Source organism: Rufibacter ruber (assembly GCF_014138425.1).
GTDB classification, from domain to species: domain Bacteria; phylum Bacteroidota; class Bacteroidia; order Cytophagales; family Hymenobacteraceae; genus Nibribacter; species Nibribacter ruber_C.
Genome location: NZ_JACJIQ010000008.1, coordinates 189,593 through 213,508, shown reverse-complemented (window position 1 = coordinate 213,508; position 23,916 = coordinate 189,593). Strand labels below are relative to the sequence as shown.

The following is a 23,916-nucleotide window of genomic DNA, read 5'->3' as shown; positions in this document are numbered from 1 at the left end:
TAGGAGAAACGTAAATCTTTTGCACCATGACCAAACTCAGCGTAAATATAAATAAAATAGCCACGTTGCGGAACGCCCGCGGCGGCAACCGCCCTAACGTAGTACAGGCCGCCCTGGATTGCGAGCGGTTCGGGGCGCAGGGTATCACCGTGCACCCGCGGCCAGACGAGCGCCACATACGCTACCAAGACGTGTACGACCTCAAAAAAGTGGTCACCACCGAGTTCAACATTGAAGGCAACCCCACCCCCGACTTCATCAAGATAGTCAAAGAAGTGAAGCCCGAACAGGTGACCCTGGTGCCAGACGCGCCTGATGCCATCACCTCCAACGCCGGCTGGGACACGCTTAAACACAAAGATTTTCTGGTAGACGTGATTGCCCAATTCAAAGAGCTGGGCATTAGGACCTCTATCTTCGTAGACCCCATCACCGCGCAGGTAGAAGGTGCCGCCCTCACCGGTACCGACCGCATAGAGCTCTACACCGAAGCCTACGCCCACCAATATTTAACCAACCGCGAAGCCGCCGTAAAGCCCTACGCTGAGGCGGCCCGCGTAGCTGCGGAATGTGGTCTGGGCCTGAACGCCGGCCATGACTTAGACTTAGACAACCTTCGCTACCTCAAAGAGCAGCTGCCCAATTTGGCTGAGGTCTCCATCGGCCACGCCCTTATCTGTGACGCGCTGTATTTGGGCCTGGAGAACACCATTCAGCTGTACCTGCGACAGTTGAATTATTGATGGTGTTTTCCGTTTTCGGCCTGTTTTTCAAAAAACAGGCCGAAAACGGTAATTATGTAAGGCACAAGCAGACAACTGCACCATGAGGATAGATTGGGAAAGCGAGAGCAGAGACAGAGGCAAGAAGAATAAAATTTAAATGGCCCAAGAAGCCTTGTTTCGCAAGCCCCTCTCCCACTCTGTCATCCTGAAAGGAACTTGTGGGCGAACTAGAAAAGCATTCAGCAATCGCTGTTACCGTTCGCCACCTAGGTCTTTCCAAGATGACAAAAGGGAGTGAAGGCGTCTGTAGAAACTCTGCTCCCGTTCGCCCACAAGGTCCTTTCAGGATGACAAAAAAGTAACAGGGCTGCCTCAAAAAAAGCATCAGAGGATAATAGCTTCACCGCCACCTTTTTAAGAGAAAAATCACCCCATGACCCACCCCCTGTTTTTAACCTGTTTTCAGAAAAACAGCCCTAAAACGCACCGCCCATGCTAGGCATGCTGTTCAAGATAGCGGCCTTTGTGGTGGTGGCGCATTTTGTGGTGCGGTTCCTGCTGCGCGTGTTTAATCGGCAGGGCCGGGTGTATTATCTCACGCCGGCGCGGCAGTTTAAGCTGGTGTTCTGGTCGTTGATTAGCTTCTGGCTGGCTTTGGTCATGTTCGGGTTGCTGCTGCGCGAGCATACAGACACGCACCTTGAGCGTATTTTGGCCATCGCCCTGGGCGGAATCCTGTTTTTGTTCTCCTTGCCCACCCTGCTGGTGCATTTCCAGTACTGGCGGCATGAGCGGGAAAGCGCGCTGGAGTTGGAGAAAGACACCAGAACCGCACTGCTGCTCCGGCCGGGGCAGAAATACCTGTTGCAGCAAAGCCAAATTAGGCACATACTGGAGACACGGTGCTCGTCTAAAAGCGTCTTCTGGAAAGACTACGGTTATCTCACGCTCACGCTGCAGGACGGAAGGGCAGTCACCATCACTTCGCTGCTCATTGATTTAAATCAACTGAAGGCTCTTTGGCCCTACGTGCCGCTGCAAACCAGAACGAAATGGGTCTGTTTTCTGTAAAACAGGTCAGAAAAGTTACTTTTGCACGTCAACTTCAATCTCATGGAATTACACTACCGCACCATAGGCGAAGGCTCGCCGCTCTTGATTCTCCACGGCCTTTTCGGGTATTCAGACAACTGGCAGACACTGGGGAAGTATTACGCCGAGCACTTCAAGGTCTACCTGATTGACCAGCGCAACCACGGCCGGTCACCGCACACGCCAGACTTCAGCTACCAGCACATGTCTGATGACCTGCGGGAATTCATTGACCAGCACCAGATTCAGGACGCCGCCATCTTAGGCCACTCCATGGGCGGGAAAGTAGCTATGAATTTCGCGCTGCAGCACCCAGACAAGCTTTCAAAACTCTTAGTAGCTGACATTGCGCCCAAAGCTTACCCGCCGCACCATGACGATATCTTGGAAGGCTTCCATTCCATTGACTTAGAATCTTTGGAAAGCCGGCAGGATGCCGATGACCAACTGGCCCAGAAAGTCCCGGACTTCGGCACCCGCCAGTTCCTGCTCAAAAACCTGTACCGCACCGAGGATAACAAATTTGCGTGGCGCTTGAACCTGGAGTCAATAGAGGCCAACCTGGATTCTATTCTGGGCAACATTGAGTCAGACACGCCGTTCACCAAACCTACGTTGTTCCTACGCGGCGGCAACTCGCGCTACATCAAACCCGAGCAGGACACCGAGCAAATCAAGCGCTTGTTCCCCAACGCAGAGATACAGACCATTGAAAACGCCGGCCATTGGCTGCACGCCGAACAGCCGCAGGAGTTCTTCAAACTGTCAATGGCGTTTTTGCAGGGGTAAGGCTGGCGGAAATTGAAAGCCATTTTCCCTCCACTTTTGTCATTCTGAAAGAACCTTGTGGGCAAACGGCAAAGGCGTTTCAACCCCTCCAGACTTGCTAAATCTGTTTTCAGGAACAGCTCTTTCCCCGCTTGTGTCATTCTGTAAGGCCCTTGTAGCCGCACAGCCATAGCGTTTATTTAAGTAGTTTAGTTTATACCAGATGCCGTCCTCCTTTTTTGTCATTCTGGAAGAATCTTGGTGGCGAGCAAGAGAAGCGTTTTATGTAAAGCTACTACCGCTCGCCCCAAAGATCCTTTCAGGATGACAGAAAAAGAACTAGGCTAGAAAAGAGAAGAAGCCTGGGGAAGAACAAAAGCCCCCAGAAAACATGGCATCTGACTGCCCGCAGTAGCATTACCCACCAGAACCAGTACCAATAACTTATGACCACTTCCGCCAAAGGCACGCTTTTCTTAATCCCCACGGTTCTGGCCGATGACACCGCGGCGGCGGTCATTTCCCCGCAGGTGGCCGAAGTGACCGGCAGGCTGACCTATTTCATGGTAGAGAACGCCCGCACCGCCCGCCGTTACATCAAATCCATTGCGCCCGCGCAGGTCATTGAGGAACTGGCCATCACGGTCATTGACAAGAACTCTTCTGATACCGAACTGACTGCCGCTTTAAAACCATTGCTGGCCGGGCAAGACGGCGGCATCATCTCAGAGGCAGGCTGCCCCGGCGTGGCCGACCCTGGTGCGGAGTTGGCGCGACTGGCGCACCAACATGGCGTGAAGGTGGTGCCGCTGGTGGGGCCATCGGCGATATTGATGGGGCTGATGGCGTCTGGGTTCAACGGGCAAAGCTTTGCCTTTCATGGCTACTTGCCCATTGAGAAGCGGGACCGGATTCAGGCATTACGGGCGCTGGAGAAGGAGATGGTGCAGAAAGACCAGACCCAGATTTTCATGGAGACGCCCTACCGCAACCGCCAGATGATTGATGACCTGCTGCAGAACCTGGGCAAAGACACCAAGCTCTGCATTGCCGCCAACATCACGGGGCCCAATGAGTTCATCAAAACGCTCAAAGTAAGCGAGTGGAAAGGCAAGATACCGGACCTGCACAAACAACCGGCCGTCTTTCTGATCTATAGAAGGTAATTCTCCGGCTTTGCCGAAGACAAATGTGAACTTTGCGTTTTAGGCCTGTTTTGGCCAAAACAGGCCTAAAACGCAAAGAACAGGTATGGATTGCTTTGGCAATCTGCATGACAAACGGTCAACGTACGTTTTAACTCCCAACCATTTACCCTCACCCTAACCTTCTCCCAGAGGGAGAAGGAATACCGCTTTTTGCGTTTTGGGGCTATTTTCTGAAAAACAGGCTAAAAACAGGAAGTTAACCTTTACAGCAACCTATTTTCAAAAACTAGAAAAACGGGGCAGTTACTGCTATTACGTTTCGCGCGCAAGATCCCTTTAGCAGGACAGGTAGAGTGAATTTCTTCCGTAGAAAGAAGAATTGAGGCACTGCTGTTTTCGGGCTGTTTTTCAGAAAACAGCCCGAAAACAGAAATCACTATTTCCGCTGCAGCCAGCCTTCGGGGTTCAGGTTAGACTGGTTTTTCCAGATCTGGAACTGGAGCTCAGAGGTGCCCTCAGCATCTGTATAAACGGTGCCAATGGCTTGTTTGGCGTCTACCTCCTGCCCTTCAGACACATTCACAGTGCGCAGCTTGGCGTAGACGGTAAAATATTCGCCGTGCTGGATCATGACAATGTTGTTCATGCCCGGTATGGTCTGTACCGCCAATACTTTTCCGCCAAAGATAGAACGCACCTGCTCATTGGCACCGGTCTGAATATCAATGCCGCGGTTCTCTACCACCACACCTCTGAGTACGGGGTGGTTATGGCGCCCAAAACGCTGGGAGATAAACCCGCGGCCCACCGGCCACGCAAAACGGCCTTTGTTGCTGGCAAAGTTTGAGGAGAGGGCGGCTCCTTCTGGGGTAAGGGTTACGCGGTTGGTGCTGGCGGTAGATCTGGCGGGCTCTGTCGGTTCTGGGACGGGTTTTCCGGCCTTGGCGGCGGCGGCGGCTTCACGGGCGGCTTTGGCCTTGGCCGCGGCCTCTGCCGCACGGGCGGCGCGGGCAATCTCTTCGCGCACCAGCTCGGCAATCAGGTTATCCAGCTGCCGCACGGCCTGCTGCCGTTTCTCCACCTCCTGCTTCAGGGACTGCTCCTGCAGGCTTAACTGCTGAATCACCTGGTCCTGCTGGTCATGCATGGTGAGCAGGTTTTTGTTTTCCTTCAGCTGTACATCTAACAGGCTTTTTTTCTGCTGTTTCTGGGTGGTGAGGGTAGACAGTTGCTGACTCAGGTTCTGTTGCACCTGCTCAATGGCGGCGGCCTGCTTTTTACGGGCCTCTGTGTACTGCCGCAGGTACCGCATGCGGCGCATCATCTGGTTGAATGACTCTGAGGCAAACAGGAACATGAGCTTGTTGTAGCTGTTGGCGGTTTTGGAGGCGGCGTAAATCTGGCGGGCATACTCCTTCTTGAGCCGCTCCAGGTCAGACTGGGTCTCAGAGACTTTTTCTTCTGTGGTTTGCAGGTCTTTGTTGAGGTAGGTGATCTCTGAGGAGATGTTTTTGATCACGCCCTTCTGCACGGTGATCTTCTCCTTGATCACGTTCAGCTGCCCCAAAGACGCTTGCTTCTTTTGGGCGGTTTGCTCCAGAATGCGGTTGGCCTCTTTGATACGGCGCAGGTTGGCCGCCTTTTCGCGCTCCAGCTGGGCTTTGCTCTTAGTAGGGGCCTTTTTGGTGGTGCGTGTTGATTTCTTCTGCGCCTCTGCGCAGTAAGGACTCACCAGAAAAAGAAGAAGAAAAAGAAAAAGGATCCCCGACCTATTTACGTTCATACCCCGAAGGTACAGAAAAAGGGAAATCCAGAGAAGTGTCTGAGGTAGAAACCTGTCTTAACCGCACTCCCACGGTTGATGCTTTCCCGTTGTCTCCCTCTGGCTGCTGAATAGAAAGCAGCAGCGCCATGGGGAAAGGCTTCCCGTTCAAATCCTCAAAATCCTGGTAGTCTACCGTCATGAGGTCTTTGCTCTGCGGGTTCCTTACTTCTACCCTTTTGAGTTTGTAGCGGGTGGTATCAATAAACTGGTCTACCTGCAGGCTGCCCCGCTGTTGCCTGATGTGCTGCACGGGCCCTTCTATGATTACTTTCTCCAGCGAGGGGGGGCCTGGCACATAGTTGCCAATTAAGATCTCCTGCAGCGTCTTGAAATCTACATCTATGTTGTAGCGCTTGCGCAGCGTTTCATAAGACCCCACCAGGTACTCATCTTTCATTCTGTTTACCAGGTACACTGAGTCTGGGGTAATCTTCATGCGGGCCGCTTCCAGGCCAAAAGCCTGCACAGAAGCCCAGATGACCTCATTCTTCTTTACGCGTAGCGTAAGGTTTGCGCTTAGCTTGCTGTTCTCGCTCTGGATTTTGCCTTTGGCCGAAAAATACTGGTAGTCTGTGTTCACCACGCTCACCTTGTTGATTTTCTCAGGTTCAGCGGCCGCAGATGCGCCAGGCACGGCTTTTTTGGTACACCCTACTAAGACTAACATGCTTAACCCAAGGGCATAGATATATTTACTCATACAGTTTCTTGTCTTTAATCTTCTTACTGATGGCCTCAGAGGCACCACCAACCTGATTAGCCCTTACCCACTGTTTCAGGGCGGCTTCCCGGGAACCTAGCTGGTACAATACATCGCCGTAGTGCTCAATAATGGTAGCATCAGAAGATAAGGCTACGGCTTTTTCTAGCAAGCGTTTCGCCTCCTGGTAATCTTTGAGTTTATACAGCACCCATGCGTACGTGTCTAGGTAGGTGGCATTGTCTGGAAACTGGGCCACCAGCACCCCCGCCATGATCTTGGCCTTGGCCAGGTTATGCCCGCGTAAAGAGAGAAAATAGCTGTAGTTGTTGAGCGCATGGGGGTTGTTGGGGTCTATAGCCAATACCCTATCATACGCCTGGTCAGACAGGTCATACTGCTCCAGAGAGTGGTAGGCATCTCCCAACTGCAGGTTGAACTGCAGTTGCAGCTCCACATTATTGCCAGCCATGCGCCGGCCGTACTCCAGTGACTTAGCCCCTTTGCTGTAGTTCTTATTGAGCAAGTGCGCCACCCCGTTGTAGTACCAGAACATAGGCTGGTTAGGGAAGAACTCCAGCGCCCGCTCAGAATGCACAATCAATGAATCTGTGTGGTTCATCTCCCCATCCAGCAGCACAATCTGCTGCCAGATTTTGAAGTGGCCAGGGTCCAGTTTCACCGCTTTCAGGTAATTATCCCGCGCCTGCAGCTTTTTGTCTGAATTCACATAGATGTCACCCGCCACCGCAAAGGCTTTGGCTTCCTGCGGGTGTGCTTTGGTGGTCAGTTCAGCCAGCTTAATGGCCTGGGTGGCTACTTTGGCATCTGGTAAACGCCTGATGTAGTCTACCAGAATCTTCACCTTAGAGTCTATATCCAGGCTGCTGTTCCCAAAGGCGAGCTCCAGCTGCACGTCTGCCTCTGCATGTTTGCCCTGCTGCTGTAGCAGGTCTGCCAGCATTAACCGGCCGTAGGCGTTGTCTGGGGCAACTTTGAGGGCTTTCTCTGCCATTTGAATGGCCTCTGCCACCCGCTTGTTGGCCGCCAGCATCTCAGCCTGGGCTAACAGATATTTTACTTCATCTGGGTTGGCCTCAATCAAATTTCTTCCCTCTGCCAGTGCTTTCTCCAGATTGTTCTGCTTGAGGTAGATTTGCTGCTTTTTAAATGAGATCTCCTCTATGAGCCCGTACTTTTCCTCAATCTGCCCCAGGGTGCGCAGGGCGTCATCTAGCCGGTTCTTGGCTAAGTAAAGATCTGTAAGGTTGAAGAGGTACTGCTCTGTGTTGGGGAGTTCAGTGGTAAGGCGGGCGTAGACTTTGATGGCCTCCTCATACTGCTGCTGGTTGGTGTAGATCTGGGCCAGCAGTAAGTGGTAGTACTGGTTCTTGGGCTCTAACTCCAGTGCGGCCTTGGCAAAAGGCAACGCTCCCCGCACGCTCCCCAGCAGCAGGCTGGTCTCAGCCAGCTTGTAGTTGACCGCGGCATTGGTGGGGCTAATGGCGTAGGCGCGCTGGAAACGGTCAAGGGCTTTCCCGTATTCCTCCAGCACAAAAAACTTCATGCCTTCCAGAAAATAGGACTCACTTAGCTGCTGCTCCTGTGCCGTGAAGGCAGGCAAACCTGCGGCGGCCTCAGCTGCCGCAGGTTTTTCCTTTCTGCGCTCAGATTGGGCATAGCCTTTCCCCCCCGCTACTACCATTCCGCACACAGCGGCCACTATCGTGAGTCCTCTTTTCAGCATAAATTAAGTCACCTTCTATCCGCGCAAGACATTGTAGTCACCCACGCTGAGGTCAGCAGGCGTGCCTTGGTACACAACATGGTTTCCTACCATGGAGTTCGAAATCAGCGCGTTGTCAATTTTTGTGTTTTCCTGTACAATGCTGTTGCTCACCACTGAGCCACTTACTTGTGTGTTATTTCCAATAGAAACGTGCGGACCTACCACTGAATTGTTCAGCACCACATTTTCGCCCACATAAACCGGCGGAATAATCACGGTATTGGTTAATTGGGCAGAAGAGGCCACTAGACCTTCTTCGTCTCTAATATACTCCAAATAGCGCTGGTTGGTGTATACGGTAGAATCTTTGTTGCCGCAGTCCAGCCACTCAGAGATCTGGCCGGGAATGAACACAGAGCCCTTGCTCTTCATGTTCTCCAGGGCATTGGTGATCTGGTACTCGCCTTTGTCTTTGATATCATTGTCAATGAGGTACTGCAGCTCGCTGCGCAGGTATTCCCCGTCTTTGAAGTAGTAGATACCAATAATGGCCAGGTCAGACACAAACTCCTGCGGCTTCTCCACAAACTCGGTGATGTGGCCTTGGTCGTTTAGTTTCACCACGCCAAACGGGCGCGGGTCCTCAACTTTCTGCACCCAGATAGTGCCTTCGGCCGAAGTATCCAGTTTGAAATCTGCTTTGAACAAGGTATCTGCAAATGCCACCACCACGTTGCCTTTCAACGCCTCTTTGGCGCAAAGAATGGCGTGGGCAGTACCCAGCGGCTCATCCTGGTAGTGAATGGAACCCGTAGCACCAACAGACTCGGCAATTTTAAGCAGCTTCGCCTCTACCTCTTTCCCAAAGCGGCCTATGATAAACGCCACCTCTTCAATGGGTTCCTGGCAAACCTTGGCAATATCTTCTACCAGACGCTGCACAATAGGCTTGCCGGCAATAGGAACCAAAGGTTTAGGAACAGTTAACGTGTGCGGACGCATGCGCTTGCCCATGCCGGCCATTGGTACAATAATTCTCATAGTAACGTTGAAATAAGGTTGAATTAGTATGGCCTCCTACGGGAATGCCAGATTTAAGATATAGTATAAATACTATTTTTATCCTGTTTTCGAAAAAACAAGCCAAAAACAGACAGGTTACTTTTTGCCTGTGCTGCCGTAGCCACCAGCACCGCGCTCTGTCTCAGACAGCTCCTCAACCGGCTGCCAGCCTACACGCTCATACCGGGCCACCACCATCTGGGCAATGCGCTCCCCATCTTCTACAACGAAGTCAGCGTCTGAGAGGTTGACCAACAGCACCTTAATTTCGCCGCGGTAGTCTGCATCAATGGTGCCGGGGGTGTTCACAATAGAAATACCGTGTTTAAAGGCCAGTCCGCTACGGGGCCTGATCTGCGCCTCATGGCCCTCAGGCAGCTCAATGCAGAGCCCCGTAGGGATAAGTGCGCGCTGCAGCGGCTTTAAGGTAACAGGAGCCTCTAAATTGGCCCGCAGGTCTAAGCCTGCAGAATGTTCTGTCTGGTACGCGGGCAAAGGGTGCTTGCCCAGGTTAATCACCTTAACGGGGAGTGTTGACTTCATTATGCCAATATACAAATTTATCTATTTATCCGCCGCAGCGCGGGTTTCTCCACTACCCACACCACTATTAGAAACACACCGCACAGCCCCAGATGGTACACCTGCCTCAGCCAGAAATTCTCCAGCTCCCACGCGTACGCCAGCCAGATCAGCCCGGTAGCCAGCATCAGGTAGCCAAAGATGGCCTTGAGCGGGTACGGCACCGGGAAATACTTCTGCCCAATGGCATAGCACACCACACTCATGCTGAAGTAGCAGAGAAAGGCCGCCACCGCACTGCCCATGGAGCCCCACACCGGGATCAGCAGGTAATTGGCCACCACCGTGACAATAGCGCCAAAGATGGTAATGTAGGTGCCATACTGGGTTTTGTCAGTGAGTTTGAACCAGACGGTGAGGTTATAATACACCCCGTTGAAAAGATACGCCAGCAGCAGTACCGGCACCACCTCCATACCCGTGCGGTACGCCTCTTGCCCCAGAAAATACTGAAAGATGTCCAGGTTCGCGCTTATGCCCAGATAGGCCAGGGCGCAGATAATCACAAACCAGCGCATGACCGCGGCAAAGGTGGCGGGGGAGTTCTTGTCCTGCGCCTGGGAGAAAAAGAACGGCTCTGCCGAATACCGGAACGCCTGGATCATGAGGCTCATCATAATGGCCAGCTTGTAGTTGGCCCCAAAAATACCCAGCGCTTCTTCATTGCTGATGCCTTCATAAAAGCCTTCGGGGAGCCAGTCTTCCAACATGAGCCGAGACAGCATCTCATTGGTAGCGCCAGCCAGCCCCATGATCAAGATTGGGAACGCATACACCAGCATGGGCCACATCTCAGGCAAAGAGAGTTTAAACCTGAAATCTGAGAATTCTTTCCAGAGCATGGGAATGAACAGCAGGTTGGCCACCATGTTCACCAGAAAGATATACCCTACCCCTAATTCTGGATCATAGATGGCTGCAATTATTGGCCGCAGCTCCGTCAGGTATTCCCCATTATACACATGCCGGCAAAACAGCAGGAAGAACAGGTTACCCCCAATCACCAGGAAAATATTGGTCAACCTGATAATGGCAAACCGGGCTGCTTTGTTCTCCAGCCGCAACCGGGCAAACGGAATGGCCACTATGGCATCAACCCCCATGGTAATGGCCAGCCACAGCACATACTCCTCCCGGCCGGGGTAGCCCAACCCGGCCGTAATGGGCGACGCAAACAGAATGAAACCGGCCGTCAACAGTAAGCTGGAGCAGATGATGAGTGTCTGCACCTTGTGGTACAGGGCTCTTCTGTCTGCGTCTGGTTTGTTGGAGAACCGGAAAAAAGCCGTCTCCATGCCGTAGGTGTACACTATATTGAGGAAAGCGACTATGGCGTAGAGCTTGGTCACCACCCCGTACTCATCTGGGGCAAACACCCCCGTGTACAGCGGAACCAGCAGGTAGTTCAAGGCCCTCCCCACAATACTGCTCAACCCATAGGCAGCGGTCTGCCCTACCAGCTTTTTGGCTATACTCATATACCGTATTTAAAAACAGAAGAAAACGGGTGACAAAGATACAGGTGAAAGAGGGGAGTCTGCCATTTACGACTATTCCCGTTTTTGGGCTGTTTTCTCAAAAACAGCCCAAAAACGGGAATAGTAAACTTAGCGTTGGTCAGCACCTAAACGAGAGCGTGGATAAATTATTCTCCTTTGAAGTGAGGCTTACGCTTCTCCAGGAAAGCAGAAGTGCCCTCTTTAAAATCCTCAGAACCGCAGCAACGGCTGAACGAGTTGGCCTCTGTCTGGTAGCCGTGCTCCTCTTTGTCATACCAGGCGTTCACGCAGTCTACAATCATGCCCACGGCCAGGGGCGCCTTGGCTACAATCTTCTGCATGATCTCCAGGCACTTGCTAATCAGGTCTTCTGGGGCGGTCACATGGTTGACCAATCCCAGTTCCTTGGCCTCATGCGCCGAAACCATGTCACCGGTCATCATCAGTTCCATGGCTTTGCCTTTGCCCACCAGCTGGGTAAGCCGCTGGGTACCGCCGTAGCCGGGTATAATGCCCAGGTTCACCTCCGGCTGTCCAAAAAGGGCATTGTCACTGGCCACCCTAATGTGACAGGCCATGGCCAGTTCACAGCCCCCGCCAAGGGCAAAGCCGTTCACGGCGGCAATCACTGGCTTAGGGCATTCCTCAATCATGGCAAACACATCCTGCCCGCGTTCCGCGAACCGGCGGCCGTTCACCTCGTTCAGTTCGGCAATCTCAGAGATGTCTGCCCCGGCCACAAAGGCTTTCTCCCCGCTGCCGGTAATAATCACGCCCCGCACCTCTGGGTCATCATACACCTCCTGCATGGCCGCGTTGATCTCCTTCACAGTCTCAATATTGAGGGCATTCATCTTGCTAGGGCGGTCAATGGTGATAAATAAAACACCACCTTGGTTCTCCAGTAGCAGGTTGTTATAGTTGGCCATGGTTTATTTTCTAACGTACAGGAATTCTAGAATTGAAAGGAGCAAATATAAAGAAAACCCCACAGAATATGCTGCTTCCCATGACTTGCAGAAAAATCCTTTGGCTGGCCCTAAAATAAGGGTAGGTACATAGGAAATAGCGGATTTCTTTTCGTACTTATCAAAAATTTCAGGAACTGTAGTCCCTGATTCTAAGTTACCTAGCAAACATTCTCTAACTTATTTCTAATGAGATCACTTCTCCGGTATTTCACCTTCGCGCTGGGGTTATTACTGCTGTTAGCCCTTGCCCCAGAGGTACACGCACAAAAAATAAAGTCTAGCAAGGCAAGAAAGGAAATAGGCAGAAAAGGCCCTGGCGGCTATAAGAAAGGCGAAGCCCCTGACGCCAACGCTGACCGCAAAATGCTGCTGGACCGCCAGAAGGCCATTGCCCAGGCAAAAACCTCAGGCGGCGCCGGCCCCCGGTACTCACTGGCCCCCAACAAATATGACACGGGCAAGGGCAGTTTCTCCATGGGCGATTACAAGCACAAGACCAAAGGCAAAAAGCCCAGGAAACAGAAAAAGTCTAAGAAGCTCATTGACCAGGAAAACCCTAACGGGAAACTCTACCGTGAAGGCCTTAAAAAGAGAGACAAGAAGTTTCTCTTCTTCTAACGGGTCTTCCTGCTTATGAAAAAGCCCCTGCGCCCCACCCGGAGCAGGGGCTTTTTCATTTCCTGCTGTTTCTGGGCTGTTTTCTGAAAAACAGCCCAGAAACAGGAATGAATGGTGTGCAAGAAGGAGCAGCCTTTCTGAGAGTGGCTAACCTTTGCGGTTTACAAACATTCCTGCTTCTGCTCAAGTGCTCAACCATGGTCAGCCGGCAGAAGCCTTCCTGTTTCCGGGCTGTTTTTCAAAAAGTAGGCCGAAAACAGGTTTTTGCATTTTACCCCTCCCTCTACATGCCCCCACAGAGGGAGAGCCTGTTCAAAATTTGCCTTTTGAGCGGCAAGGGGCTATCGCCATTACGCTTTCCCTGGCTTTGTAACGCTGCTACGAAACTCTAAAACCGCAATAGAAGAACCCACCTTAGCTGGCCTCACGCGTTTAACTTGTAAAGAAGCTCTCATCAGGATGCATAGAAAGCAGAAAGCCCCGCACGGGGCGGGGCTTCTGGAAAAATTGAATACTTGCTGGTCTCTGTGTATTACAGGGTACGCTTGATTTCGCGCTCTTCGTAGGCCTCAATGATATCTCCCTGTTGCAGGTCATTGTAGTTCTTGATGCTGATACCGCACTCGTAGCCTTGTCTTACCTCAGAGGCATCATCTTTAAAGCGTTTCAGGGCGAGGATCTCACCTGAGTGAACCACAATACCGTCACGCACCAAACGTATTTTGGAGTTACGGGTAATGGTTCCATCTGTGACCATACAGCCGGCAATGGTACCCACTTTGGTGATTTTGAACACCTCCCGCACCTCTACGTTGGCTACTACCACTTCTTGTACCGTTGGCGCCAACATACCTTCCATGGCGTCTTTCACCTCATTGATGGCGTTGTAGATGATAGAGTAGAGCCTGATGTCAATCTGCTCCTGCTCTGCCAGCCTACGGGCGTTGGCCGAAGGACGAACCTGGAAGCCAATGATGATGGCGTCTGAAGCCGAAGCCAACAGAACGTCTGACTCGGAGATCTGACCTACCCCTTTGCTCAGGATGTTCACCTGCACCTCTTCAGTAGACAGTTTCAATAATGAGTCAGAAAGGGCTTCTACTGAACCGTCCACGTCACCGCGTACAATCACGTTCAGCTCCTTGAAGGTACCAATGGCCAAACGACGGCCAATCTCATCCAGGGTGATGTGTTTCTTGGTACGCATGCTCTGCTCACGTTGCAGCTGCTGACGGCTGTTGGCAATTTCACGGGCTTCACGCTCGGTCTCCATGACCACAAACTTGTCACCGGCCTGCGGTGCGCCATCAAGGCCTAACACCTGAATTGGCGCAGAGGGCCCTGCTTTTTTATGGCGTCTGCCCAGCACATCTGTCATGGCTTTCACACGGCCGTAATGGGAACCGGCAACAATCACGTCACCTACTTCCAACGTACCGGTTTGTACCAGAATGGTGGCCACGTAGCCACGGCCTTTGTCAAGGGCGGCTTCAATCACGGTACCCACCGCGCGGCGGTCTGGGTTGGCCCGCAACTCAAGGAGTTCAGCCTCCAGCAATACCTTCTCCAGCAACTCGTCAATTCCTTGTCCGGTCTTGGCCGAGATTTCCTGGCTTTGGTACTTACCACCCCACTCTTCCACCAGTACATTCAACTGGGCAAGTTCCTCACGGATCTTGTCTGGGTTGGCGGTTGGTTTATCAACTTTGTTGATGGCAATCACAATAGGTGAACCCGCCGCCTGTGCGTGGTTAAGAGCCTCTTTGGTCTGCGGCATCACGCTGTCATCAGCGGCTACCACAATGATGACCACGTCTGTTACTTTGGCACCACGGGCACGCATGGCGGTAAAGGCCTCGTGACCCGGCGTATCTAAGAAGGTGATGCTCTTGCCTCCGTCTGTGGTTACCTGGTATGCACCAATGTGCTGGGTGATCCCCCCTGCCTCACCGGCGGTTACCTTTGAATTTCTGATGTAGTCAAGCAAAGAGGTCTTACCGTGGTCAACGTGACCCATGATGGTCACAATTGGGGCCCGCGGCTTCAGATCTTCTTCTGCGTCTACCTCCTCAATATTGGCGTTCTCCTCTTCCTCAGAAGAGGCAAACTGCACATCATACCCAAACTCATCGGCAATGATGGTGATGGCTTCGGCATCAAGGCGCTGGTTGATAGACACAAACATGCCAAAGTTCATACAGGCCTTGATCACATCATTCACGCTCACGTCCATCAAGGCTGCCAAGTCATTGGCAGACACGAACTCAGTTACGCGTAAAATCTTAGACTCCAGCTGCTCCTGCATTCTGCGCTCATCAGCGGCCTCTGCCACGGCAGAGCGTTTCTCACGGCGGTATTTGGATCTGTTGCCCTGGTTGCCTCCTTTGCCACCGCTCAAGCGGGCCAAGGTAGCCTTGATCTGATCCTGGATCTCCTTATCAGTCAATTCTGCACGCGGAGCAGATGGTTGCCCCGGACGGTTGTTGCCGCCTCCCGGACGGTTACCACCTGGACCACCGCCTGGACGGTTCCCCTGGTAGCCACCTCCTCCCGGGCGGTTGCCTTGCTGCGCACCGCCGGCCCCACCCTGGCGCTGGGCTGCCTGACCTGTCCCTAACGGACGGGTACTGGTAGCACGGTCGCCGGCGCGGTGGCCTTGTGGTGCAGATGTATTGGTTCCGCCCTGGGCACCGGTTTTAGGTACCTCAATGCGCTTACGTTTCTTTTTGTCTCCGCCTTGTCCCTGACCGCCAGGCTGGTTGCCTCTGCGGCGCTCATCTGAAGAAGCTACCGGCTTACCTCCTTTGCCACGGCCACCGCTCACCGGCAGTTCAATCTTACCTAATACAGTAAGACCTTTCAACTGGTCAGCCTGGGCTTTGATAGTCTCCTGCGGAGCTTCTGGCGCCGCTGCTTCTGGCTGTTGAGGTGCTGGCTGTTGAGGTGCCGGCGCCGGGGTTGCCGGTGGGGTTGGCGTAGCCGGAGCTACCGGGGGCTTGGGAGCCTGGGGAGCTGGGGCCGCCGCCTTAGGCGCTTCTGGTGCCGGAGCAGGTGCAGGTGGCTGTGGTGCCGCCGGTTTTTCTGGTGCTACGGGGGCAGCCGGGGCTTCTGGGGCTTTGGCTACAGGTGCCTGTGGTGCCGCTGGGGCAGGGGCAGGCGCTGCTGGGGCCGGTACCGCAGGCTGTACTGGGGCCGGCTTCTCAGCAGCAGGTGCGGGGGCCTGTGGGGCTGGTGCCGCTGGTGCTGGTGGCGTAACGGGCGCCGGGGCAGCAGGTGCCTGCGCCGCCGGGGCCGGAGCTGGTTTAGGCGGAACCGGTCTTCCTTTAGAATCCAGCTCTATTTTCCCCAACACTTTAATGCCGGGCAATGACGCACCGGCAGAGGCCGCCGGGGCCGGAGCAGGGGCAGGTGCCTGTGGTGCTGGCGCGGCGGGCTTGGGGGCCTCAGGCTGCGTGCGCACCTGGTTTGATTTGATCAAAACTTCTGGTTCTGGCTCCGGCTGCTTCTTAGGCTCTGGGCGCTCGGCTTCGGCTGGTTTTTTCCCGATGTTCAGCTCTGCTGCCTCGGCCTTGGCCTGCATGGAGGAAGCAAACTCTTTCGACAGCATATTGAACTGCTCCGGGGTAATTTTTGAAGTAGGTTTATTCTCGATATCAACCCCTTTTGACCCCAGGAAATCTACCACGGTAGATAAGCTGATGTTCAAGGTGGTTGCTACCTGTTTAAGCCTCATCGATCTTTCTTCTGACATGTTCAAATATGCTGTTATTTTTTTACTAGGTTGGTTACTATCTGTTGACTCATTCAAAGGATGGGTGCCTGCAAAAACGTGTTTTTGACCTGTTTCCCGGAAAATAGGCCTAAAACGGCCCCATCCTCCGGTTAGATCAACTAACCCGGCACATTACGCGCACCACTTAGTTATTTTCTTCTGATTCAAACTCCTGACGGATGATATTGAGCAAATCCTCCACGGTCTCTTCTTCCAGCTCCGTGCGGCGCACCAAATCTTCCTTGCTCACAGCCAATACGCTGCGCGCGGTATCCAGGCCAATACGCTTGAGTTCCTCAATCACCCAGGCTTCAATCTCATCTGAGAATTCTTCCAGGTCAATGTCTTCCTCAAAGCCTTCGGTCTCTCTGAAGACGTCAATCTCCAGACCCACCAGCTTGCTGGCCAGTTTAATGTTCTGCCCGCCTTTTCCAATGGCCAGTGACACCTGGTCTGGCTTCAGGAACACAGAGGCGCGGCCGGTTTCCTCATTGATCTTGATGCTGCTGATCTTGGCAGGGCTCAGCGCCCGCTGTATGTACAGCTCCACGTTGTCTGTGTAGTTGATCACGTCAATGTTCTCGTTCTCCAACTCGCGTACGATGGTATGGATACGGGAACCTTTCATGCCCACACAGGCACCTACCGGGTCAATACGGTCATCATACGACTCTACGGCCACCTTGGCACGCTCGCCGGGCTCCCGCACAATTTTCTTGATGGTGATCAGGCCATCTGCAATCTCAGGCACCTCGTTCTCAAAAAGACGCTCCAAAAACTGCGGAGATGTACGGGAAAGAATGATTTTAGGTGTCCCGTTGATGATTTCCACGCGCTGCACCACCGCCCGCACCACGTCACCTTTGCGGTAACGGTCTTTGGGGATCTGCTCGCCTTTAGGGATCAGCAACTCATTGTCTTCAGAGTCCAGGATCAGTACCTCGCGGTTCCAGACCTGGTAGACCTCGCCAGAGATGATTTCACCTACCTGGTCTTTGTATTTCTGGTACAGCAAGTCTTTCTCCAGGTCTTTTACGCGCTGGATCAGGGTTTGGCGGGCCGTCAAGACGGCACGGCGGCCAAAGTCCTCTAACTTGATCAGCTCAGATACTTCTTCGCCTACCTCAAAGTCAGGTTCAATTTTACGGGCATCAGACAACGCAATCTTATCATCATCCCAGATGTCTTCTGAGTTGTCATCTACAATTTCGCGGTTACGCCAAATCTCCAGGTCACCTTTCTCTACGTTCAGGATGATGTCAAAATTCTCATCAGTAGACCATTTCTTCCGGATCATGGTGCGGAACACGTCTTCCAAGATCCGCATCATGGTAGGGCGGTCAATGTTCTTGAATTTGGCGAACTCCGCAAACGATTCGATCAATACTGAACTATCCATGTCTTATCTTATTTAAAAGAGATTACAATCTGCGCTTTCACAATATCATTATAAGCCACGTGCACGGGCTCACGCAAAGATTTCTTATGCTTCACTTTCACTTCCTCGGCAAAGAGGATACCGTCTTCCAGGGCGTCTGTGATTTCACCGGTCTTCTCCACCCCCTCAGCAAAGGTAACTTTCACCAGACGGCCAATATTCTTTCTGTAGTGGCGGTCTGAGGTCAGCGGGAAGTCAACCCCCGGTGAAGACACCTCAATCACGTAAGAGATTTCCTCCCCGTAGGTCTCTTCTATTTTCTTGGCTACACGGCGGCTAATCTGGGCACACTGGTCAATGGTGATGCCTTGGTCGCCGTCTGCCAGAATGGTCACTTTGGGCCGAACGGGCGTATCAGAGACCTTCACGCTCACCAGGAACAGGTCTGGTTCTGGCAGCGCGTCTTGGGCGAAACCCTCAATTATTTTTTCGTCTAAGGCCATTCGTACTCTGGATAACAAATAAAAAGGGGGACTCTCTCGTCCCCTCTCCTTTCATTTAATCGCACAAATGTACAAATAAATACACTGAAACACAAGTAACAGCGTATTAAGTACGTTTTAACTTCTTGCAAAGAAAATTTTCAGGGAGGGAAGCCCCAGGAAACAGGAATCCCCGAAGCGGAAAATCACCCAAGCCTCACCTGTGAATTAACCTATTGAATGCGCCTTTAGTTCAAATAGCGGCCAAGCCGAAACCAAACCTGAAGGCTCCTGTTTTTGGCCTGTTTTCCCAAAAACAGGCCAAAAACAGGATTTCAGTTAAGAGAACAACCGGAAGACTACAAACGCCGACACGTACGCCAGCCCGGTCATGTAGAGCATCTGCAGAATAGGCCATTTCCAGCCTTTGGTCTCACGGTACACCACCGCAATGGTGCTCATGCACTGCATGGCGAAGACGTAGAAAATGAGCAGTGAAAACGCGCGCGCCGGGGTGAAGAACGGCTGCCCGAAGGCATCTTTTTCGGCCAGCAGCTTCTCTTTCACGGTAGAAATATTCTCAGAATCACCTACGCTGTAGATGGTGGAGATGGTGCCCACAAACACTTCACGGGCCGCGAAGGAGGTCAACAACGCAATACCCACTTTCCAGTCATAGCCCAGCGGCCGGATGGCCGGCTCAATGAATTTCCCGAACTGCCCGGCGTAAGACGCCTCCAGTTTCTGGCCCGCCACGTGCGCTTCGGCGTCAGCCTCTTCTAAGTTTAACGTGGTCAGTTCCGCGGTAGCGCGTTGTTCGGCTTTCTCTAAAGCATCACCGGGGCCGTAAGAAGACATCACCCACAGAATCACCGAGATGGCCAGAATCACTTTACCGGCCTGGAACACAAACGCTTTGCTTTTCTCCACAATGGTCAACCCAACGTTCTTCCAGCGCGGCATTTTGTAGGTGGGGAACTCCATGATGAAGTAGCTGCGCTCTTTGGTTTTGAGCACCCATTTGAGCAGCGCCGCCGAGAAAATAGCCGCCAGAAAACCAATCAGGTACAGCCCCATGAGCACCAGCCCCTGCAAACTCAAAAAGCCCAGAAAATACTGCTCCGGCACCACCAGCGCAATCATGACCGTGTAAATGGGCAGACGCGCCGAACAGCTCATGAGCGGGGTCACGAAGATGGTAATCATGCGGTCTTTCCAGTTGTCAATGGTGCGGGTGGCCATGATGGCGGGCACGGCGCAGGCTACGCCTGAAATCAACGGCACCACGCTTTTCCCGTTCAGCCCGAACTTGCGCATAATCTTGTCCATCAGGAACGTGACGCGGGCCATGTAGCCGGTTTCCTCCAGAATGGCGATGAACGCAAACAGAATGGCAATCTGCGGAATGAAGATGAGCACGCCGCCCAGCCCGGCCAAAACGCCTTCGGTGAGCAGGTCTACCAGCGGCCCCTCGGCCTGGGTGTGAATCCAGGCGTTGAGGGTGGCCACGCCGGTGTCAATCAAATCCATGGGGTAGCTGGCCCAGGCGAAAATGGCCTGGAAAATCATAAACAGTACGCCAAAGAAAATCAGGTACCCGAAGACCTTGTGCGTGAGAATCTGGTCTACTTTATTGCTGAACTGCTCGTTGTTTTCGGCCTTGGTCACGCGCATGCTGTCCAGCAGCAGCCCGTTAATGCGGGTGTAGCGGTCAATGGTCTCGGCGGCCTGCTGCGCGTTAGACTGGAACCCGTATTTTTTGACTAAATCAGCAATATAATCTTTATCGTCGTCAGAGAGGAATTTCAGTTTCTGGAACTGGTGGGCGTAGTGCCAGGCCAGGTAGTCATTGCTCAACTCAAAGTAGTAGCGTATCTGCCGCACCATCACCAGCAGGTCCTCCGGAATCTGGAAGAAGCTGGGTTTGGGTGCCTCCAGCTGCTGTGAAAGCAAAATCTTCAACGCGGCCAGCCCGCTGCCGGTACGGGCGTTCACTGGCACCACGGGCACGCCCAGCTCGCTCTGCAGTTCGGCTATGTCTATCTTCACGCCGTGTTTTTCGGCCACGTCCATCATGTTCAGCGCCAGTACGGCCGGGATTTTTAAGTCGGCGAGCTGGGTGAAGAGCAGGAGGTTGCGTTTGAGGTTAGAGGCATCGGCGGTGATGACCAGCACGTCTGGGTAAGAGGCAGACTTTTTATCATGCAGCAGGTCAATGATGACCTTTTCGTCCAAGGATTTGGGGTAAAGGCTATACGTTCCCGGCAAGTCAATCACCTGCGCCTTGAGGCTGGCGGTGAGTTGCGTGACCCCGGTCTTCTTGTCTACCGTTACACCCGGAAAGTTGCCCACTTTCTGGTTGAGGCCCGTTAAGTGATTGAAAAGAGAAGACTTACCGGAATTGGGGTTGCCAATCAAGGCGATCTTTGCCGGGGCCGTACGGGGCGCAGCAGAAGTGACAGGAGGAACGGAGGCGGGGGCCGGCGCGAGAACTTCAGACATAGACTAAGCCTTTAACTTGATGGTAGCAGCTTCGTCTAAACGCAGGGATAAGGTGTAATCGTTCACAATGATGGTAATGGGATCGCCCAACGGGGCGCGGCTGTTGAGTTTGACCTCTACGCCGGGAATGCAGCCCATCTCCAGCAGCTTCAAAGACATGTCAGGGTCAGACAGGCTACAGATAATGCCTTTCTCGCCAATCTTCAAATCCCGTACGCTCTTTTGCTCTCCTTGCACCTGTCTCTGCTTTATTTAGACTTGTTATAAACAGTTGCAAGGTACAAGGTGTTCCTTGTGATTCCAAAAAGTTGGTGAGGTTTCCCAGACTGTCATCAGAATTAGGGTAGTTTCCGCAGGAAATGGCTGGGAAACGCTGGAGAAAGTGTGTCTTTCTGGAAGGAAGCAGCTGAATTTTACCAGCGGTTTCTGTTTTTGGTCTGTTTTCTGGCAATACTTCGGACAGTTTAGATGAGTAGAAAAAGTGCGTTTGTAGCGTTTGAGGGCATGTACAGGTTTAGCATCCAATGTTTTTTCTCCATTTTGGGAAATACCTAACTGCCATTTAATTACTTAAACCCCATTTATAGCCTCTAAAGCCTCTTTTTGCCTTTTAAAATTGTCCGAAGTATTGCTGGAAAACAGGCCGGAAACGCAAAATAACGTTGCCTCTCAGGGTAAGCACCCGCGAATGTTTTTCCGTTTCTGACCTCTTTTGGCCAAAACAGGCCAGAAACAGGAACAATTATTCAGAAACTGATTTCGGGCACAGCACCTGGTAATTGTTGAAGAGCAGGTTTTGCGGGGAGACAGACCAGTAGACGTCTACGCCCGCAGGTTTCAGCAGGAAAGAACTGGCCCAGATGTCTTTGCCTTCCAGCCAAACGTTTAGCCGCTGCCCCGGCGCCACTTTGGAAACAGTCAGTGCCAGCTTCACCCAACTGCCGTATATCTCAAAGCTATCTTTGCCGTCAACTTTAGTTTTTGCTAAGACGTTGCCTACAGCATCAAGCTGGGAACAGTACAGCACCGGCAGATTGCGCTCTGATTGTGCGTTACCCCAAACAGAAATCTCCCAAACAGAGTCAGGACTGGCCGGGAGAGGGCCATTGAAAAGGAACAACGGCCCCTTCTCCACCCGCTTCTCCCCTACTCCAAACACGCCTCCTGCCCTTTGCCAGCCCAGGCCGTTCCAGACAAAAGGGGCACTCCGGTTTAAGTAGAAGGAACCTGCTTTTACAAGATGGGCAGAATCTTTTTGAAAGGCCGCCGCCACCACTGATTTCCTGGTTTCAGCAAGGGCTGCAAGCGGAAGCCTATAAAAGCTGAGGCTATCTGTCTTAAACAGGAATTGGCCTTTTAGCCGCAATTGCTCCTCATTTTCTACTAAGGCTTCATTGGTGACCGCCACCAGAAACGGCTTCTGGGTGGGCAACTGGGGCAGCAAAGACTTCGCCAGCAGGTCACTGCCCAGCAACTGCGTCTGCGCCAGCACCTGGGCCTGGGAGGTTCTGGCCATCATGACCGTGGCCAACGGGAGCCCCGTCTGCAGCGACAGCCGCATGGCATGGTACAGCGAACGGCTCCGGTAGCCCCTATCTATTTTTTCTGAGCCTTGTGAAAAATACGGCAACGGAAGTATGGCCTGAAACGCTTCCGGCGAAACACCATGGGCCCGTAAAATATGATTGAGGTTGTCCTGCCTGCCGTTAAACGAGTAGCCCACCGGGTGTTTGCCCACATTCCCCAATTCGGTTTTCGCAAAGAAGTAGGCATCTGTGCCCCACAGAACCAGAAAACCGGCCAAGAAGGCATAACTCACAGCCTTTCGGCGCTGCCGAAGCTTTCTAAACAGGGTGTAGAACATATAGGCTACCACCGCCGCGTAAACGTAATAGAACGGCCAGGCAAAGCGGTACAGCACCCTGAACTGCTCCAGCATAGGCGTTTGCTCTACCCACGCTTGAAACCCGTATTTCAACGGAATGGCCATACCAAACAAAAGCAGGCCCACGGCAGGCCAGACACTATAGCGCAGCACCGCCGGAAATACGGGCCTGAAAATGAGCCTGATCCTGCCTTTGAGCAGATACCTGGTTCCTTTGAACAAAAAAAACAGCACGCAAAGCGTACCTGCCAGCCCGGCATACGCATAACTCACCTGCCGGGAATCTTGCAATCCCGGGAAAATCTTCTGCAGCGCGGGCAGGTAGAAGAGCCGGTACGGATAAAAAATGCCTTCCAGATTGGCCCGGTGCACGAAGAACCCGAACGGGTGCTGCGGCCGGTCAGGAGTAGCATCAAGCAGAGAGATGAACAGCAGGAACAGCGCGCTGGGCAAAACGGCACCGGCCAGCAGCTTAGCAGAAACCTTCGCCTGCTTTTCCTGTAAGGCATATACCAACGCTACCGCCGCGCCAAACATGCCATTCAACGCCAGATGGTACACATGAATAAAGCCCATGGCCAGAGAAACCAGCACGTATCCAACCCACCATTTCCAGCTTCCCCCATTCTCCAGGTACTTGATGAGCAGGAGCCACGGCAGCAGCAGCGCGAAAGAATACGTAAGCGCATACTGGAAATCAAACTGGGTGTTCTGGGGGCTCATGAGCAGAATCACCACTGCCGCCAGCACCGTATACCAGCCCGGCAAAAGCAGGCGCACCAGAATGCGCTGCATGCACCAGGCCCCAATCGCCACAGAAAAGAAAAGGAACAGGTTCTGCCCTGCTGTGACATATGGGGCAATGGGCCAGACACTGCGGTGAATCCAGGCCAGCGGAACCGAGAAAAACGGTTGGTTATCTGAGAAGAGCGCAATGTCGCCAAACGGATAATTCATGCCGGTGAACCAGAGGTTGCTGTTGTACTTGACGTAGTACGCCACCACGTAATAGTTCTTGATGTGGTCGCCTATCACCTCAAACAGGTACTTGCCCGGCGAAAGAAATACGTCAACGCCCACCACCGCCACCAAGGCCAGCAACGTGGCCCCGGCGCTTACCCATGCATATTTCCTGTTCCTGTCTGTTTCCCGCATGTGCACTGCAATATCTTTCAAAT

18 protein-coding genes are annotated in these 23,916 nt (G+C 52.8%); 5 read left to right on the top strand and 13 right to left on the bottom strand.

What is annotated here, in order from left to right; all coding sequences use genetic code 11:
* The first annotated feature begins 26 nt into the window (after positions 1-26).
* The 4 genes from FHS90_RS11535 to FHS90_RS11520 all read left to right on the top strand — a co-directional run bounded on the left by FHS90_RS11535 (position 27) and on the right by FHS90_RS11520 (position 3,751).
* Positions 27-743, top strand: coding sequence for a pyridoxine 5'-phosphate synthase (locus FHS90_RS11535; RefSeq protein WP_182513154.1), 717 nt, complete (start codon positions 27-29; stop codon positions 741-743).
* A 474-nt stretch (positions 744-1,217) separates the two neighbouring features.
* Positions 1,218-1,796 carry a PH domain-containing protein gene (locus FHS90_RS11530; RefSeq protein ID WP_182513153.1) on the top strand — a complete coding sequence of 193 codons (579 nt, stop codon included), beginning with the start codon at positions 1,218-1,220 and terminating at the stop codon, positions 1,794-1,796.
* 42 nt (positions 1,797-1,838) lie between these two features.
* Positions 1,839-2,606 carry an alpha/beta fold hydrolase gene (locus FHS90_RS11525; protein WP_182513152.1) on the top strand — a complete coding sequence of 256 codons (768 nt, stop codon included), beginning with the start codon at positions 1,839-1,841 and terminating at the stop codon, positions 2,604-2,606.
* A gap of 425 nt (positions 2,607-3,031) precedes the next feature.
* Positions 3,032-3,751, top strand: a complete 720-nt coding sequence (locus FHS90_RS11520) for an SAM-dependent methyltransferase (RefSeq protein ID WP_182513151.1) — start codon at positions 3,032-3,034, stop codon at positions 3,749-3,751.
* A gap of 418 nt (positions 3,752-4,169) precedes the next feature.
* Here the strand turns inward: FHS90_RS11520 and FHS90_RS11515 are convergent, their stop codons facing one another.
* The 7 genes from FHS90_RS11515 to FHS90_RS11485 form a co-directional block, all read right to left on the bottom strand.
* Positions 4,170-5,516 carry a murein hydrolase activator EnvC family protein gene (locus FHS90_RS11515; protein ID WP_182513150.1) on the bottom strand — a complete coding sequence of 449 codons (1,347 nt, stop codon included), beginning with the start codon at positions 5,514-5,516 and terminating at the stop codon, positions 4,170-4,172.
* Positions 5,503-6,258, bottom strand: a complete 756-nt coding sequence (gene lolB1 / locus FHS90_RS11510; protein ID WP_182513149.1) for a lipoprotein insertase outer membrane protein LolB1 — start codon at positions 6,256-6,258, stop codon at positions 5,503-5,505. The genes FHS90_RS11515 and lolB1 overlap by 14 nt, the downstream gene beginning before the upstream one ends.
* Positions 6,251-8,005: a tetratricopeptide repeat protein gene (locus FHS90_RS11505; RefSeq protein ID WP_246386931.1), complete on the bottom strand. Its 1,755-nt coding sequence runs from the start codon at positions 8,003-8,005 to the stop codon at positions 6,251-6,253. Before FHS90_RS11505 ends, lolB1 begins: the two co-directional genes overlap by 8 nt.
* A gap of 15 nt (positions 8,006-8,020) precedes the next feature.
* Positions 8,021-9,028 (bottom strand): sugar phosphate nucleotidyltransferase, encoded by a 1,008-nt coding sequence (locus FHS90_RS11500; protein ID WP_066835166.1) that lies wholly within the window; start codon positions 9,026-9,028, stop codon positions 8,021-8,023.
* Between the two features lie 117 nt (positions 9,029-9,145).
* Positions 9,146-9,592 (bottom strand): dUTP diphosphatase, encoded by a 447-nt coding sequence (gene dut, locus FHS90_RS11495; protein ID WP_182513148.1) that lies wholly within the window; start codon positions 9,590-9,592, stop codon positions 9,146-9,148.
* 17 nt (positions 9,593-9,609) lie between these two features.
* A complete protein-coding gene (locus FHS90_RS11490) occupies positions 9,610-11,109 on the bottom strand; it encodes a lipopolysaccharide biosynthesis protein (protein WP_182513147.1) in 1,500 nt (499 codons plus the stop codon).
* A 167-nt stretch (positions 11,110-11,276) separates the two neighbouring features.
* Complete coding sequence (locus FHS90_RS11485) at positions 11,277-12,059, bottom strand: enoyl-CoA hydratase/isomerase family protein (RefSeq protein WP_182513146.1); 783 nt, start codon at positions 12,057-12,059, stop codon at positions 11,277-11,279.
* Positions 12,060-12,287: 228 nt separating this feature from the next.
* On the opposite strand from FHS90_RS11485, the gene FHS90_RS11480 reads away from it, so the two are divergent.
* Positions 12,288-12,719: a hypothetical protein gene (locus FHS90_RS11480; RefSeq protein ID WP_066835170.1), complete on the top strand. Its 432-nt coding sequence runs from the start codon at positions 12,288-12,290 to the stop codon at positions 12,717-12,719.
* Between the two features lie 532 nt (positions 12,720-13,251).
* Here the strand turns inward: FHS90_RS11480 and infB are convergent.
* The 6 genes from infB to FHS90_RS11450 all read right to left on the bottom strand — a co-directional run bounded on the left by infB (position 13,252) and on the right by FHS90_RS11450 (position 23,914).
* Entirely contained in the window at positions 13,252-16,470 is a 3,219-nt protein-coding gene (gene infB / locus FHS90_RS11475; protein WP_182513145.1) for a translation initiation factor IF-2, read from the bottom strand.
* 166 nt (positions 16,471-16,636) lie between these two features.
* Positions 16,637-17,890 carry a transcription termination factor NusA gene (gene nusA, locus FHS90_RS11470; protein ID WP_066839626.1) on the bottom strand — a complete coding sequence of 418 codons (1,254 nt, stop codon included), beginning with the start codon at positions 17,888-17,890 and terminating at the stop codon, positions 16,637-16,639.
* 8 nt (positions 17,891-17,898) lie between these two features.
* Positions 17,899-18,372 (bottom strand): ribosome maturation factor RimP, encoded by a 474-nt coding sequence (locus FHS90_RS11465; RefSeq protein ID WP_066839624.1) that lies wholly within the window; start codon positions 18,370-18,372, stop codon positions 17,899-17,901.
* Between the two features lie 318 nt (positions 18,373-18,690).
* Positions 18,691-20,853, bottom strand: a complete 2,163-nt coding sequence (feoB, locus tag FHS90_RS11460) for a ferrous iron transport protein B (RefSeq protein ID WP_182513144.1) — start codon at positions 20,851-20,853, stop codon at positions 18,691-18,693.
* 3 nt (positions 20,854-20,856) lie between these two features.
* The gene (locus FHS90_RS11455; RefSeq protein ID WP_074988010.1) at positions 20,857-21,090 is read right to left on the bottom strand and encodes a FeoA family protein; all 234 of its coding nucleotides are present in this window, start codon (positions 21,088-21,090) and stop codon (positions 20,857-20,859) included.
* A gap of 505 nt (positions 21,091-21,595) precedes the next feature.
* On the bottom strand, positions 21,596-23,914 hold the full coding sequence (locus FHS90_RS11450; protein ID WP_182513143.1) for a DUF6311 domain-containing protein: 2,319 nt from the start codon (positions 23,912-23,914) through the stop codon (positions 21,596-21,598).
* Between the last annotated feature and the right edge of the window lie 2 nt (positions 23,915-23,916).

What these genes read in the sequence shown, in the direction of transcription:
- nusA (WP_066839626.1), bottom strand. Translation starts at nt 17,890, where the DNA reads ATGGATAGTTCAGTATTGATCGAATCGTTTGCGGAGTTCGCCAAATTC.
- FHS90_RS11530 (WP_182513153.1), top strand. Translation starts at nt 1,218, where the DNA reads ATGCTAGGCATGCTGTTCAAGATAGCGGCCTTTGTGGTGGTGGCGCAT.
- feoB (WP_182513144.1), bottom strand. Translation starts at nt 20,853, where the DNA reads ATGTCTGAAGTTCTCGCGCCGGCCCCCGCCTCCGTTCCTCCTGTCACT.
- FHS90_RS11520 (WP_182513151.1), top strand. Translation starts at nt 3,032, where the DNA reads ATGACCACTTCCGCCAAAGGCACGCTTTTCTTAATCCCCACGGTTCTG.
- FHS90_RS11535 (WP_182513154.1), top strand. Translation starts at nt 27, where the DNA reads ATGACCAAACTCAGCGTAAATATAAATAAAATAGCCACGTTGCGGAAC.
- FHS90_RS11505 (WP_246386931.1), bottom strand. Translation starts at nt 8,005, where the DNA reads ATGCTGAAAAGAGGACTCACGATAGTGGCCGCTGTGTGCGGAATGGTA.
- FHS90_RS11465 (WP_066839624.1), bottom strand. Translation starts at nt 18,372, where the DNA reads ATGGCCTTAGACGAAAAAATAATTGAGGGTTTCGCCCAAGACGCGCTG.
- FHS90_RS11515 (WP_182513150.1), bottom strand. Translation starts at nt 5,516, where the DNA reads ATGAACGTAAATAGGTCGGGGATCCTTTTTCTTTTTCTTCTTCTTTTT.
- FHS90_RS11525 (WP_182513152.1), top strand. Translation starts at nt 1,839, where the DNA reads ATGGAATTACACTACCGCACCATAGGCGAAGGCTCGCCGCTCTTGATT.
- FHS90_RS11480 (WP_066835170.1), top strand. Translation starts at nt 12,288, where the DNA reads ATGAGATCACTTCTCCGGTATTTCACCTTCGCGCTGGGGTTATTACTG.
- lolB1 (WP_182513149.1), bottom strand. Translation starts at nt 6,258, where the DNA reads ATGAGTAAATATATCTATGCCCTTGGGTTAAGCATGTTAGTCTTAGTA.
- FHS90_RS11500 (WP_066835166.1), bottom strand. Translation starts at nt 9,028, where the DNA reads ATGAGAATTATTGTACCAATGGCCGGCATGGGCAAGCGCATGCGTCCG.
- FHS90_RS11485 (WP_182513146.1), bottom strand. Translation starts at nt 12,059, where the DNA reads ATGGCCAACTATAACAACCTGCTACTGGAGAACCAAGGTGGTGTTTTA.
- infB (WP_182513145.1), bottom strand. Translation starts at nt 16,470, where the DNA reads ATGTCAGAAGAAAGATCGATGAGGCTTAAACAGGTAGCAACCACCTTG.
- dut (WP_182513148.1), bottom strand. Translation starts at nt 9,592, where the DNA reads ATGAAGTCAACACTCCCCGTTAAGGTGATTAACCTGGGCAAGCACCCT.
- FHS90_RS11490 (WP_182513147.1), bottom strand. Translation starts at nt 11,109, where the DNA reads ATGAGTATAGCCAAAAAGCTGGTAGGGCAGACCGCTGCCTATGGGTTG.